This window comes from Intestinimonas sp. HCP28S3_D6 (assembly GCF_052065695.1).
In the GTDB taxonomy this organism is placed as follows: Bacteria; Bacillota; Clostridia; order Oscillospirales; family Oscillospiraceae; genus Intestinimonas.
Genome location: NZ_JBQHTM010000017.1, coordinates 1 through 13,840, shown reverse-complemented (window position 1 = coordinate 13,840; position 13,840 = coordinate 1). Strand labels below are relative to the sequence as shown.

13 protein-coding genes, 2 tRNA genes and 1 rRNA gene are annotated in these 13,840 nt (G+C 61.5%); 6 read left to right on the top strand and 10 right to left on the bottom strand.

What is annotated here, in order from left to right; translation table 11 throughout:
• Positions 1–85: 85 nt before the first annotated feature.
• The 3 genes from recR to ilvA all read right to left on the bottom strand — a co-directional run bounded on the left by recR (position 86) and on the right by ilvA (position 2,862).
• On the bottom strand, positions 86–697 hold the full coding sequence (gene recR / locus ACTNBK_RS07430) for a recombination mediator RecR (protein WP_441144971.1): 612 nt from the start codon (positions 695–697) through the stop codon (positions 86–88).
• A gap of 41 nt (positions 698–738) precedes the next feature.
• Positions 739–1,386 carry a ribulose-phosphate 3-epimerase gene (rpe, locus tag ACTNBK_RS07425; protein ID WP_441144969.1) on the bottom strand — a complete coding sequence of 216 codons (648 nt, stop codon included), beginning with the start codon at positions 1,384–1,386 and terminating at the stop codon, positions 739–741.
• A gap of 261 nt (positions 1,387–1,647) precedes the next feature.
• A complete protein-coding gene (ilvA, locus tag ACTNBK_RS07420) occupies positions 1,648–2,862 on the bottom strand; it encodes a threonine ammonia-lyase (RefSeq protein ID WP_441144968.1) in 1,215 nt (404 codons plus the stop codon).
• A 138-nt stretch (positions 2,863–3,000) separates the two neighbouring features.
• Between ilvA and ACTNBK_RS07415 the strand changes: the two genes are divergently transcribed.
• The 5 genes from ACTNBK_RS07415 (at position 3,001) to ACTNBK_RS07395 (ending at position 8,456) form a co-directional block, all read left to right on the top strand.
• A complete protein-coding gene (locus ACTNBK_RS07415; protein WP_441144966.1) occupies positions 3,001–3,681 on the top strand; it encodes a 5-bromo-4-chloroindolyl phosphate hydrolysis family protein in 681 nt (226 codons plus the stop codon).
• A gap of 83 nt (positions 3,682–3,764) precedes the next feature.
• Positions 3,765–4,961: a toxic anion resistance protein gene (locus tag ACTNBK_RS07410; protein ID WP_441144964.1), complete on the top strand. Its 1,197-nt coding sequence runs from the start codon at positions 3,765–3,767 to the stop codon at positions 4,959–4,961.
• 12 nt (positions 4,962–4,973) lie between these two features.
• A complete protein-coding gene (locus ACTNBK_RS07405; RefSeq protein ID WP_441144962.1) occupies positions 4,974–6,005 on the top strand; it encodes a TPM domain-containing protein in 1,032 nt (343 codons plus the stop codon).
• A gap of 102 nt (positions 6,006–6,107) precedes the next feature.
• A complete protein-coding gene (locus tag ACTNBK_RS07400; RefSeq protein ID WP_441144960.1) occupies positions 6,108–6,776 on the top strand; it encodes a response regulator transcription factor in 669 nt (222 codons plus the stop codon).
• Positions 6,777–6,800: 24 nt separating this feature from the next.
• Entirely contained in the window at positions 6,801–8,456 is a 1,656-nt protein-coding gene (locus ACTNBK_RS07395; RefSeq protein ID WP_441144958.1) for a sensor histidine kinase, read from the top strand.
• A 63-nt stretch (positions 8,457–8,519) separates the two neighbouring features.
• Here ACTNBK_RS07395 and ACTNBK_RS07390 read toward each other — a convergent pair whose 3' ends face one another.
• The 4 genes from ACTNBK_RS07390 to sfsA form a co-directional block, all read right to left on the bottom strand.
• The gene (locus tag ACTNBK_RS07390; RefSeq protein WP_441144956.1) at positions 8,520–9,119 is read right to left on the bottom strand and encodes an SGNH/GDSL hydrolase family protein; all 600 of its coding nucleotides are present in this window, start codon (positions 9,117–9,119) and stop codon (positions 8,520–8,522) included.
• Positions 9,116–9,844: a GNAT family N-acetyltransferase gene (locus ACTNBK_RS07385; protein ID WP_441144954.1), complete on the bottom strand. Its 729-nt coding sequence runs from the start codon at positions 9,842–9,844 to the stop codon at positions 9,116–9,118. The genes ACTNBK_RS07390 and ACTNBK_RS07385 overlap by 4 nt, the downstream gene beginning before the upstream one ends.
• A 162-nt stretch (positions 9,845–10,006) precedes the next feature.
• Positions 10,007–11,707 (bottom strand): ammonium transporter, encoded by a 1,701-nt coding sequence (locus ACTNBK_RS07380; RefSeq protein ID WP_441144952.1) that lies wholly within the window; start codon positions 11,705–11,707, stop codon positions 10,007–10,009.
• Positions 11,708–11,919: 212 nt separating this feature from the next.
• Complete coding sequence (sfsA, locus tag ACTNBK_RS07375; RefSeq protein ID WP_441144950.1) at positions 11,920–12,606, bottom strand: DNA/RNA nuclease SfsA; 687 nt, start codon at positions 12,604–12,606, stop codon at positions 11,920–11,922.
• A gap of 71 nt (positions 12,607–12,677) precedes the next feature.
• Between sfsA and ACTNBK_RS07370 the strand changes: the two genes are divergently transcribed.
• Complete coding sequence (locus ACTNBK_RS07370; protein WP_441144948.1) at positions 12,678–13,310, top strand: DUF1643 domain-containing protein; 633 nt, start codon at positions 12,678–12,680, stop codon at positions 13,308–13,310.
• A gap of 67 nt (positions 13,311–13,377) precedes the next feature.
• On the opposite strand, the gene rrf is transcribed toward ACTNBK_RS07370, so the two are convergent.
• The 3 genes from rrf to ACTNBK_RS07355 form a co-directional block, all read right to left on the bottom strand.
• Positions 13,378–13,493 (bottom strand): 5S ribosomal RNA (gene rrf, locus ACTNBK_RS07365).
• A gap of 136 nt (positions 13,494–13,629) precedes the next feature.
• Positions 13,630–13,704 (bottom strand) — tRNA-Glu (locus ACTNBK_RS07360).
• Between the two features lie 3 nt (positions 13,705–13,707).
• Positions 13,708–13,783: transfer RNA gene (locus tag ACTNBK_RS07355), tRNA-Lys, on the bottom strand.
• Positions 13,784–13,840: the final 57 nt, after the last annotated feature.

The window sequence follows — 13,840 nt, the reverse complement described above, 5'->3', positions numbered from 1 at the left end:
ACGCACCGGGCCGGTGGCCGTGTGATTGCCTTTCACTCTCAAACCAGTGCGAGAGCGATAATAAAGCTCTTTTTGGTTCTTTTTCTCACGAGAAAAAGAACTCCCGGCGGCCCTCCAGAGCGCGCATGAGGGTGGCGTCGTCGGCGTACTCCAGGTGTCCGCCCACAGGGATGCCGTAGGCCAGGCGGGTGATCTTGACGCCGAAGGGGCGTAGGAGCCGAGCCAGATACATGGCGGTGGCTTCCCCCTCGGTGTCTGGGTTGGTGGCCATGATGACCTCCCGCACCTCGCCGGAGGCCACCCGCTGGGTGAGCTCCTTGATGTGCAGGTCGTCGGGCCCCACGTGGTTCATGGGCGAGATGACGCCGTGGAGGACGTGGTAACGGCCGTTGTACTCCCGGGACCGCTCCAGGGCGATGACATCCCGTGGATCGGCCACCACACAGACCAAGCCGGGGTCCCGCTTGTCGCTGCTGCAGATGGCGCAGGGGCCGTCTCCCTGGGTGAAGTTCCCGCAGATGGGACACAGGGAGATGGACTCCTTGGCGGCTACGATGGCGTCTGCAAACTCCTTGGCGTCCTCCTCCGGCAGGCCCAGGATGAAAAAGGCCAGCCGCTGGGCGCTCTTGGCGCCGATGCCCGGCAGACGGGCAAACTGCTCCGTGAGCCGCTCCAGGGCGGGGGGAAAGTATTCCATGGATCGGGTTACCTCCAAACGGAATCGGGATAGTGGACCGCTCAGCCCCGGAGGGCGGCGATCATGGCAGCGGGGTCCTTTGCCCCATACACCGCTGAGCCGGCCACCAGCACGTTGGCGCCGGCCTCGGTCACCAGTCTGGCCGTCTCCAGGTTGACGCCGCCGTCCACCTCCAAGTCGCAACCCGGGCAGTACCGGTCGATATAGCCCCGGATGGCCCGGATCTTGCTGAGCTGATCGGTCATGAACTTCTGGCCGCCGAAGCCAGGCTCTACCGTCATCACCAGCACCATATCCAGCCCCTGCTCCAGGTGGGGGAGCACCGCCTCAGCGGCAGTGATGGGCCGGAGGGCGATGGCCTTTTTCACGCCATTGTCCTCCATGGCATGGAGGGCGTCGTGGATAGCCGGAGGTAGGTCGGCCTCCAGGTGGACGGAAAGCAAGTCGGCCCCCGCCTTGGCGAAGGCCTCAACGTACCGTCCCGGCTTCTCCACCATGAGATGGACGTCCAGAAACATGTCCGTATGTTTCCGAATGGAGGCCACCACCGGCACCCCGATGGTGATGTTGGGCACGAACATACCGTCCATCACATCCACATGGAGCCAGTCGGCGGTGGAGACACGCTTGATCTCCCGGTCCAGGGCGCAAAAGTCAGCGGAAAGAATGGATGGCGCGATCTTTACCATAATTCTTCACTCCTTGTGGAAAAATATCATCGGGACAAGGGCAGGACGTGGTTTTGAAAGATATGCGGACAGGTCCCTTCCGGGCACCCTCAGCCGCCGGGCGGCATAGGATACGGCAAGCGGAACGTGGCCCCGGAACAGCCGCCGGCCTCCCCAGCGCGGCCCCACGCCGCCGCCCGGCACGGCGGCGACGGTCCGGCGCGGCCTGCCGCATGACATATAGCCGCCCGCCGGCCCCGCCGGCGGGCGGCACAGCATTTGTCAGACGCTGGTGGTCATGACCTCTTTGGCGTCGTAGCCCGCCTGGCGCAGGGCAGCCATGATCTCCCCCTTGTGGACAAGCCCGAAGGCCTCCAGGGTGACCCGCAGCTCCACACCGCTCTGGCGGTTGATGTTGACAAACTGGTTGTGGTCGAGCCGGATGATGTTGCCGTTGAGTTCGGCCACCAGCTCGGCCACCCGGACCAGCTCGCCTGGCCGGTCGGGGAGCTGCACCGAGAAAGTGAACACCCGGCCCCGGCTCACCAGGCCGTGCTGGACCAGAGAGGAGACGGTGATGACGTCCATGTTGCCTCCGGAGAGAACACTCACCACGTTCTTCCCCTTGCAGTCCAGGTGATTGAGGGCGGCGATGGAGAGCAGCCCGGCGTTCTCCACAATCATCTTGTGCTTTTCCATCATATCCAGGAAGGCATCCACCAGCTCATGGTCGTCGATGGTGATGATACCGTCCAGGTTCTGTTGGATGTAGGGGAAGATCTTGTCGCCCGGGGTCTTGACCGCCACGCCGTCGGCGATGGTGTCCACCTTGTCCAGGGTGACGATGTGGCCGGCCTCCAGGCTGGCCTTCATGGAGGCGGCACCGGTGGGCTCCACACCGATAACCTTTACGTTGGGGTTGAGCAGCTTGGAGAGGGTAGCCACACCGGAGGCCAGTCCGCCGCCGCCCACGGGCACCAGAATGATGTCCACGTCGGGCAGGTCGGAGAAGATCTCATAGGCGATGGTGCCCTGACCGGTGGCCAGGACGGGGTCGTTGAAGGGGTGGATGTAGGTGTAGCCCTCCGACTCGGAGAGCCGGCTGGCCAGCTCGGCGGCATCGTCAAAGACGGCGCCGTGGAGGATAACCTGTGCACCGTAGTCCTTGGTGTTGTTCACCTTCACCAGGGGGGTGGTGGTGGGCATGACCACGGTGGCCTTTACTCCGGCGGCCTGGGCGGCGTAGGCCACGCCCTGGGCGTGGTTGCCGGCGGAGGCAGTGATAAGTCCCCGCTCCTTCTCCTCCTGGGAGAGGGTGCTAATCTTATAATAGGCGCCCCGAATCTTATAGGCGCCGGTGACCTGCATATTCTCCGGTTTAATGTAGACCTGGTTCCCCGTGGCTTTGGAAAGGGCGGTGGAATGGACCAGATGGGTGTCGGCCAGCACCCCGGCAAGCACGCTCCGTGCGGCCTTGAAATCCTCTAATGTCATCATGGCGCTTCACTTCCTCTTGTTTTACAGCTGTATTCTTTTATCATAATGAGTTTTGCCCTCTCTGTCAATGCCCGGCCATTGACACCCACCCGGCGGGAGGGTACAATAGCCATGTATCCCCTGTTTAAGGAGGCAGTTATGGCGAAAGTAGTGAAACGATCCGTACTCCCCATCTATGCAGTGGCCGTGGTGTGGCTGATCTTCGGCCTGTTCCTGCCCTTCTACCGCCCCCTCCATTATGTGGCCGCCATTCTGGTCTCCCTGGTGGTCTTTCTCATCGCCAAGGCTCTGTGCCCTGACCGGACCTTTGAGACACCGGAGCCGGAAAAGAAGGCCAAGTCTGAGTCCGCTGAGAAGAAGCCCGCCTCCACCGGCGATCCGGAGCTGGACGCCCTCATTCAGGAGCGGGACCGGGCCGTGTCTGAGATGCACCGCCTCAACGACGCCATCGCCGACCCCACCATCTCCGCCCAGATCGATCACCTGGAATCCACCACCAAAAAGATCATCTCCTACGTGGTGGAGCACCCCAAGAAGCTCCCCCAGATCCGAAAATTTCTCAACTACTACCTCCCCACCACCCTCAAGCTCCTCAACGCCTATGACCGCATGGGTGCCACCGGGGTATCCGGGGAGAACATCGACGGCACCATGGGCAAGATCGAGTCTATGATGGACACCGTGGTCCGTGCCTTCGACAAGCAGCTGGACGCTCTCTTCGGAGACGAGGCCCTGGACATCTCCACCGACATCACCGTGCTGGAAAATCTGCTGGCCCAGGAGGGTCTGGCCGGCGAACAGCTGGGCGGTCAGAATTGAATCCCCAGCAAAAGGAATACGGAGGATCGATACCCTCCGCCTCAAAATTTTTTGACTCATGATGAAAGCGAGGGAACCATATTATGCCTGAGAACAATGATTTCACCCCCGAGCTCACCCTGACTCCCGACCTGTCGGCTGGCACCGCCGCCGCCCAGGCGCCTCAGGCTCCGGAGCTCACCCTGACCCCCGACCAGAGCGCTGAGGATGCCGCCGCGGCCCAGAAGGCCCGGGATGAGCACGCCGTGCAGCTGGACGAGAGCCAGCTCACCGAGGCCGAGCGGAAGATGGTGGACGATTTTGCCCAGAAAATCGACATCACCGACTCCAACGTGGTCCTTCAGTACGGCGCCGCCGCTCAGAAGAACATCGCCTCCTTCTCTGAGAACACCCTCAACTCCGTCCGCACCAAGGACCTGGGGGAGATCGGCCAGTCCCTGGCCGGCCTGGTGGGAGAGCTCCAGCACTTCGGACAGGAGGAGAAGAGCGGCATTTTCGGCTTCTTCCAGAAGAAGAAAAACGACCTGGAGGCCATGAAGGCCCAGTACGCCAAGGCCGAGACCAACGTGAACAAGATCGTGGCGGTGCTGGAGGGCCATCAGGTAACCCTGATGAAGGACATCGCCATGCTGGACCAGATGTACGACCTCAACACCAAATACTATAAAGAACTCACCATGTATATCCTGGCCGGCAAGAAGCGGCTCCAGCAGGTCAGGGAGAACGACCTGGAGGCCCTGCGCAAAAAGGCGGCGGAGACCGGCACCCAGGAGGACGCCCAGGCCTACAACGACCTGGCCAATATGTGCTCCCGTTTTGAGAAAAAGATCCACGACCTGGAGCTCACCCGCATGATCTCAATCCAGATGGGTCCCCAGACCCGGCTCATCCAGAACAACGACGCCCTCATGCTGGAGAAGATCCAGTCCTCCCTGGTGAACACCATCCCCCTGTGGAAGAGCCAGATGGTCCTCTCCCTGGGCCTGGAGCACTCCCGGCAGGCCACCGCAGCCCAGAACGCCGTCACCAACATGACCAACGAGCTTCTGAAGAAGAATGCCGACATGCTGAAGATGGGCACCATCGAGACGGCCAAGGAGGCCGAGCGCAGCGTGGTGGACATCCAGACCCTCCAGCACACCAACCAGCAGCTCATCTCCACCCTGGACGAGGTCATGAAGATCCAGCAGGACGGCGCCCAGAAGCGCAAGGAGGCCGAGCTGGAGCTGGGCCGCATCGAGGGCGAGCTCAAGCAGAAGCTGCTGGAGCTGCGGGGCTGAGGAGTTTAGACCATGGAAATGCTGAAAAAACGCTGGGTGGCAGTGGTCATCCTGCTGCTGGTCATCGGTCTGTCCATCTGCATCGGCCTCATGCGGGCCCCCACGGGCAGCGACCAGCCTGCCGTGGACCAGGCCCAGAGCCTGGACACCGGACTGGACATCGCGCCCTACCGGACCTGGCTGTGGGATGAGGCCGGCGTCCTCTCCTCCGACGTAGAGGATACCATCTGCCTCTATAATGCCAACTGGGACGCCCAGTACCGCAGCCTGGTAGCGGTGGCGGCAGTGCTGGACACCGACGGCCAGACCATCGACGACTACGCCTACTCCCTGGCCAACGAGATCGGCCTCTCCTCCATGGACGCCCTTCTGGTTGTGGACACGGGTACCACCGACGCCTATCTGGCCTTGGGGAACGACTTCCTTCCCGGCCTCACCTCCTCCGACGTCACCACCCTGCTGGACCAGAACCTGCGCTCCCCCCTCCAGGCGGGAAACTGCGGTGAGGGCGTTCTCTCCCTCTTTTCCGCCCTGGACCAGGTCTATGTGAACACCTACGGTGCCTCCGGCGGCGGAGATTATCACTACTATTACAGCGGCTCGCTTGACACCGTCATGACGGTGGTCACCGTGGTCATCTTCCTGGTGGTGCTGCTGGCGGTCCTCACCGCCATCGATACCGCCCGGTATAATGCCTACCGTCAGGCCTACTATGGCGTGGCCACACCCCCCTTTGTCTTCCGGCCCATCCTCTTCTGGCATGGGCCGAGCTACGGCTGGTACCGCCGCCGCTGGCACCAGCCCCCTCCCCCGCCGCCCAGAGGGCCCCGGGGACCCACGCCCCCCAGAGGGGGCGGCTTCGGTGGCGGCTTCAGCAACCACCGGGGCGGCGGCTTCAGCAGCAGTCGCGGCGGCGGTTTCGGCGGCTCCTTTGGTGGCAGCCGGGGTGGCGGCTTCGGCGGCTCCCGTGGCGGCGGCTTTGGCGGCAGCCGCGGCGGTGGCTTCGGCGGTGGCCGGGGCGGCGGTTTTGGAGGCCGCAGATAACAGACAGGACACCCGGAGGGGAGCATACCCTCCGGGTGTTTTTTCAAACACAACTTGGACACATCTATCGGATAGGATAACAACAGAGAGGGGGAGACGGCCGTGCCGGACACCATCCTGATCGTAGAGGACGAACCCCGGATGGGGACCATCCTTCAGGACTATTTTACCGCCCACGGGGTGGACAGCGATCTGGCCCCGGACGGCGATGCTGCTCTGGAGTATTTCGCCCGGCGGGACTACGACGCGGTGCTGTTGGACGTGATGATGCCGGGGCTGGACGGCTACGGCGTCTGCCGTGCCATCCGTCGGGAGAGCAATCTACCCATCCTCTTCCTCACCGCCCTGGGCGGAGAGGAGCAGGCCCTCCACGGTTACGCCCTGGGTGCGGACGACTATGTGACGAAACCCTTCTCCCTGGCCCTTCTCTACGCCAAGACTACCGCTCTCATCCGCCGGAGCCGGGGTACCGAGGACGGCGCCCTGGTCTGTGGGGAAATTCGGCTCCAACCAGGGGCAATGTTGTGTACAGTAAGTAATACGCAAGTCAAATTGTCCCCTCGGGAGTATAATCTTCTTCTCTGCCTCCTCCGAAACCAGGGCAAGGTCCTCTCCCGGGAACAGCTCCTCACCCGGGTGTGGGGCTGGGATTTTGAGGGCGAGGACCGGGCGGTGGACGTGCAGATCAAGAACCTCCGCGCCGCCCTGGGGAGTGCCGGAAAACAGATCAAGACCGTGTTCAAGGCGGGCTACAAGCTTGAGTCGGAGTAGCCGCCCGCCGGAAGGGAGCCTCCTATGAAACGTAAGCTGTTCTTGCCGCTCTTTCTCCGCACCGCCGCCCGCTTCCTCCTGCTGTGGGCCCTGATGGTCCTCCTCCTCTCCCTCCGGGAGCTGGACGCCCAGACCACCCGGCTCAAGAGCGGCGTCAGTGAAGCCCGGGACTGGAACCTGATGAACGCCCAGCTGGTGGTGGATGGAGACTACGATCCCGCCATCAAGCCCGCCCAGTACGACGACCGCATGGACGCCTATTACTCCACCTACGGCGCCGTGGGGGTCTTCCGGCTCTACGACACCGAGGGAACAGAGATGGGCCGCAGCCTACTTACCTCCGGCTCTTTCGCCCTTCCCGGCACAGGGGTCTACGACCACTATCTGAACTTTGACGCCGTTCTCACCGATGACGAGCAGCTCACGCTGGGACAGTTTCTCCGGGAAAACCGGCAGTTCAACCGCTTCTACGGCACCGAGGGCGGGCTCTACGATGACTATCTGGGTTCGGACCAGGGGAAGAGCTACACCGTGGGGCTCCGCAGCGAGATCACCGGCGTGGTGGAGCACAACGTAGTCTACCCGCAAAAGCTGGTCTACTGGTATGAGGATGGGCCGGTGACCCTGCTGGACACGGACAGTTCCTTCTTTGACGGCAAGACCCTCACCACCTTTACCTCTGACTCCATCCAGCTCAGCTCCATCCTGGCCTGGGCGGAGACCGGCCCGGAGCTCACACTAAAGCTTTTCCGTGAGGCCGAGACGCGTCTGGAAAATCTGGTGGGGGACCGCGCTCCCTCCAACTACTGGGTGGGTTCTACCGTGGGCGGCAGCGGCTATGCCCAGGTGGGCTCGGTGGCCCCCTATGACGGACTGGTCTCCGCCACGGGCGTCTCCTACCGCCCCGCCCTGATGGCCACCCACGACCTGCTTTTCCTCTACGCAGCCACCCTGCTCTTCACCCTGCTCCTGGCCTTTTTCACCGCCCGGGCCCAGGCCAGGAGCCTCCAGCGGGAGCGGGACCTCACCAATGCCGTGGCCCATGAGCTCAAGACCCCTCTGGCCCTCCTGCGTTCCTATGCCGAGGGCTTACAGGAGGATATCGCGCCTGAAAAGCGTGCAGAGTATTTAAACGTCATCATGGACCAATCCGACCAGATGGCCGCCCTGGTGAGCTCCCTTCTGGACTTGAGCCGCATGAAGGCGGGCAAGACCCATTTCGAGCCCACTCCTGTGTCCCTGGACCGAGTGGTTGACACCGTTTTCCACACCATGGAGCGGCCCATGGAGACCGCCGGCGTCACCCTGGACCTGGACCTTCTCCCCTGCACCGTCTCCGGCGAGGAGGGGCGCCTCTCCCTGGTGGTATCCAATTTGGCTTCCAATGCCCTCCGCCACACTCCGCCTGGAGGCGAGATTCGGGTGACCCTTCGGGAAAAGGGCAGCACCGCCCTCCTCCAGGTGGAAAACGACGGGGAGACCATCCCGCCGGAGGCCCTCCCCCGGATTTTCGAGCCTTTCTACCGCTCCGACACCGCCCGGGACCGTCAAAGCGGCGGCACCGGCCTGGGGCTGGCCCTGGTCAAGGAAACCGTGACCCTCCACGGTGGCACCTGCGGTGTGGAAAACCTCCCCCACGGCGTCCGCTTCTGGGTGGAGCTTCCACTTTTAAACACATGAAAAAACGCCTGTGTCCTCCTTTTTGTGGGGGACACAGGCATTTGCTTTCCACAGGCTGTGGATTTATTTTCTCTTCTCCATCTCCTGGAGTACCAATGGGAGCAACAGCTCTGCCACCCTGGTCTGGGCCGCAGCAGAGAGGTGGCGCTTGGGGGTGGTCCGTTCGTTGAACCACTGCTCCGGGTCGTCCTTGAAGGGCGTATACAGGTCCACGAAGGGGATGTTCAGCTGATCACACAGGCTCGACAGGGACTCGTTCCAGATGGGCAGCCGATTCTGAAGCTGAGGACCTGCCAGCAACTCGGAAAACCAGGGAATACCCAGCATGATGAGCGGCATTCCGGCCTCGGCAGCCTGGTCCAACACGTCGGAGATCTCGGAGAGGAATTCCCCCAAGGGGACCTCCAGCTTTTTGGCGTCGTTGGTGCCGAAGCCCAGGACACACAGGTCTGCACCGGCGGTGGCATCGGGGAAATGTTCCATCGCATAGTCGGCCTGAACGCCGGGGTGACCCTCATTTTTAACGGTCGCGTCCACGCCTCTGGCCCGGAGCATGACCTCCAGTTTGGCAGGCCAGGCCTCCTCCAGCGGTCCAGGCGTGCCAGTGTCACCCAGATAATATCTGGTGTTGGAGTCTCCAAAGGCCACGATCTGATAACTCATTTCCCATCCTCCTCCGCGTCACGGTCCTTCTGCCCTGTTGTTTCCGCCCTGAACCACCGGGAACGTATCTGCCGAGTAGAAAAGCCTGTCTCCTGGTAAAGCCGGTATGCCGCCGGGTTGGCGGTGGAGACCAACAGCCAGCAGCCGTCATGTCCACGTTCCGCCAGTAGGTCCATCGTCAGCAGCAGGAGCTCTCGGCCCAGGCCTCTGCCCCGGGCCGTTTTTTTCAGGCCGATGCCCTCGATCTCCCCGGACTGGAGGTCCAGCTCATAAATGCCGATAGGCTCCTCGCCCTCCAGCACAAAGCCGCAGCTGCCCGGCTTGGCCAGCTGCTCCGCCAGTTCCTCCTGGCCGTAGGTAGCGGCATTTGGGACGGAGGCAAACGCCTCGTTGTAGAGGGCCAGCCACTGCTCTCCCAGCGCCTCCGTCAGCGGTACGGCCCGAAGCCGGCCTCCGTGCCGGGTACGGGCCTCGCCCAGCGCCCGCTCCATCTCCAACATGTCGTGGACATGGGTGAGGCGGACCTGTCCGCTCTCTCCCTCCCCAAAAGGCACCTCCGGGTCGGTGGAGGCCACGTAGATCTCCCGGGCGCCCTGGTCCTTCAGTGCCCTGATCTCCCGCAACAGCAGTTCATTTTGTTCCTCCGCCGGACAGCGTTGGAAAATTAGATAGGCAATGCCCCGATGGGGGATCTCACGAGTGACGCGCTGAATCTGTGTCTCCATGGGACTGCCCTCCTCTCGCTGCACAGCAGTTGTGTTCAGTCTTTATTATCATATCACAGCCTGCCCTCCGGCGCAATGGCTCCCACTTCACCCAATATGAAAAACCTATAAACAACAGGGGACATGGACCGCAGTCCACATCCCCTGTTGTTTTTTCTTTCGTTAATCGCCCTGGAGGGCATCGAAGCCCTCCTCGCCGGTACGGACCTTGATCACGTTTTCCACATCGTAGATGAAGATCTTGCCGTCGCCGATGTGGCCGGTGAACAGCGCCCGCTTGGCGGCGGCCACCACAGCAGATACCGGCACCTTGGAGACCACCACGTCCACCTGCACCTTGGGCAGCAGGTTCATGGTCATCTCCACGCCGCGGTAGTACTCAGTGCGGCCCTTCTGCACGCCACAGCCCAGCACCTGGGTCACCGTCATGCCTGTGACGCCGATGGCGTTCATAGCGCTCTTTAGCGTTTCAAACCGCGCCTGGTTACAAACAATGGTCACCTTGGAGAGCTTCACATCGGAAGCAGAGATTCCGGACTTCTCCCGGGCCACCACCTGGACGGGCACCGCCTCGTCCTCGCTGGCGCCGCTGCTGATGGCCACAGACTCCACAGGACCGGTGAGACCACCCGCCGGCATGAAGTCGGCATAAGCGGAGGCCAGGCCGTGCTCGTGGATGTCCAGGCCGTCGATCTCCTCCTGAGCGGAGCAGCGCAGGCCGATGGTGTGCTTGAGCACCAGGAAGACGATGGTGATGGTCACCAACACCCACACCGCCACGGAGATCACGCCAATGCACTGGGTAACGAAGAAAGAGGGGCCGCCGCCGTAGAAGAGGCCGCCGTCCACCGCCAGCAGGCCGGTGAGCAGGGTACCCATGGCGCCGCAGACACCGTGGACTGAGATGGCGCCCACAGGATCATCGATCTTGGCCACCTTGTCGAAGAACTCCACCGCCAGGGGAAGCACGATACCGGCGCAGGCACCGATGACGGCGGCCCCAAAGATAGAGACCATGTCGCAGCCGGCGGTAATGGCCACCAGACCGCCCAGGGCCGCGTTGAAGGTCATGGACACGTCGGGCTTGCCGTACCGCAGCCAGGTGAAGATCATAGTGACCACACAGGCCACAGCGGCCGACATGTTGGTGGTGCAAAAGATAGCGCCGGCCAACTCCATAACACTGTCACTGTCCATGGCCACGGTGGAGCAGCCGTTGAAACCGAACCAGCAGAACCAGAGGATGAAGACTCCCAGCGCGCCGATGGAGAGATTGTGGCCCAGGATAGCCTGGGGCTTGCCGTTCTTGTCGTACTTACCGATCCGGGGCCCAAGGATCTTGGCGCCCACGCCGGCGGCAATGCCACCTACCATGTGGACGGCGGTGGAGCCGGCGAAATCATGGAAACCCAGCTGGGCCAGCCAACCACCGCCCCAGATCCAGTGTCCGGACACGGGGTAGATCACCAGAGATATCATCAAGGAGTAGATGCAGTAGGAGATGAACTTGGTCCGCTCCGCCATGGCGCCGGAGACGATGGTAGCGGCCGTGGCGCAGAAAACCGTCTGGAAGATGAAGAACGCAAACAGGGGTACACCGGCCGGCAGGACGGCGGAGTAGTCACCCCGCACCATGGGATCAAAGCCGCCGATGATGGCGCCCGCCCCACCGAACATCAGACCGAAGCCCACCAGCCAGTAGACCGGGGTGCCAATGCAGAAGTCCATCAGGTTTTTCATCAGGATATTGCCTGTGTTCTTGCTTCTGGTAAAGCCCGCTTCGCACATGGCGAATCCAGCCTGCATGAAGAAGACCAGTGCCGCGCCCAGAAGCACCCAGATGGTGTTGACCGACGAATACATATTCCATTCCTCCTCCTGTAAAAAAACAAGGGCGCTCGCTCCGCCATCGTCAGCGGATCGAGCGCCCTTGCCTTGTTGGGGGCAGTTTACACGCTTCCCTGAACTTTGTCAAGGCAGTCCAATGAAGTTTGTGAGACCTCCCACCTTTTTTCTGCCTTTTGCAGCTATGTTTATGAAATATGGTCAGTCCAAATCCTGCAAAATTTTACGACTCAGAGACGGATCTCCACCGGTTCTCCCATGCTGATCGCATCCGTCGACACCCGGCAGTCCCGGCATAGAATTTCCACACCAGCCGCCGCGGCCCGCCGCACCGCCTCGCCGAAGGCGGGGTGAGTCCGGTCGTTGGGAGACCAGAAGGCCACCCCTTCCATCTGGACCACCAGGAACAGCGCCGCCTCGTAGCCCGCCGCCCGGCAGGCCATGAGCTCCTCCACATGCTTGACGCCCCGCTCCGTGGGGGCGTCGGGAAAGTAGACGGCACCCCCCTCTTCCAGGGTGACACCCTTCACCTCCACGAAACCTTTCCTGTCATTTTCTAATGACTCCCAGTAGAAATCGAACCTGGAATTCCCCCATGTAGTCTCCGGGCGCAGCAATGAAAGATCAGACCGAAAACCGCCGGCAGCGGCCCACTCCCCAAAGACCTGGTTGGGCGCCTGGGCATCCATGTTAATGAGGCGCTTCCCCTTCTCCACTGCGATGAGATCATACCGGGTCTTCCGGCTGGGATTTGTCCCCTCCGCCAGGTAGATCGTGGCTCCCGGCACCAGCAGCTCCCGACACCGGCCGGTGTTCTTGACATGGACGGTCTCCTCGGCTCCCTCCAACTCCACCTGGGCAATGAAGCGGTTGGGACGGCGCAAAAAAACCGCCTTTTTCACAGTTTGGTATTGCATCTTTTCTCCTCTGTCTGTATCCTTGTCTTAGACTGCGTAGCGGCCCCATCCCACCGTCAGGAGGTATCACCATGCACATTCCCGCCTGTGACACCACATCTCAGCTCACAGTTCTCTCCTTTGCCGATGCCCTGGAGCAGGCCCTCAGGCCCTCTTCGGACTACGATGTCAATCAGTGGCTCTATGTCCCCAATTTTTATTCGGAGTACCGGTACATCCTGGGAACCCGCGGAGAGAAGCCCCTCGTCTGCGTGGGGGTGAATCCCTCCACCGCCGCTCCCAACGCCCTGGACAACACCCTCAAATCGGTGGAGCGGATCGCCCTGGGCAACGGCTATGACAGCTTCATTATGTTCAACGTATATGCCCAGCGGGCCACCCGCCCCGACGATATGGAGCGCACCCTCAATCCCCAACTCCACGCCGAAAATATGGCGGCCTTCCGCTACGCCCTGGAGCAGACCAGGAGCGGCCGCCCCGCCATCTGGGCCGCCTGGGGTAATATCATCGAAAAGCGGCCTTATCTGCCCGTCTGCGTGCGGGACATGATCGCCGTGGGACAAGACTTTAACGCCCAGTGGTTCTCTTCCGGAAAACGCTCCGCCAAAGGTCACCCCCACCATCCCCTCTATCTACGCAAGGACAGCCCTTTGGACCCCTTTGATGTGAAGGACTATGTTTCCCACGTACTGGATCATGCGTGAGGCAGCGGAGCTGCCCACATTTTATCAGGCATGCAAAAAACGGACTTCCTAAGAAGTCCGTTTTTTGTGTCGGCGCTACCTATCTTCCCGGCCCGTCTCCAGGCAAGTATTTTCGGCGCAGGTGAGCTTAACTGCCGTGTTCGGAATGGGAACGGGTGGACCCTCACCGCAATCAGCACCGACTTACTTTCTTTTGAAAAAGAAAGTAAGCAAAGAAAACTTCAGAGAACTTTTCTCTCCTTACCGTCTTTCTCAACAGTAAGTGCTTTATTCAGTTGATTCTCACTTTCAATTACTTTCTCTTTCAGGAGAAAGTAATTGGTGACCCGTGCGGGAATCGAACCCACGTTTGCGGCGTGAGAGGCCGCCGTCTTAGCCGCTTGACCAACGGGCCGTGTGGTGCGCCTTCACGGATTCGAACCGGGGACCCACTGATTAAGAGTCAGTTGCTCTACCAACTGAGCTAAAGGCGCATACTTCCTTTTGAGAAAGAAAGCATGCAAAGAAAGCTTTGTCAAACTTCCCTTTCC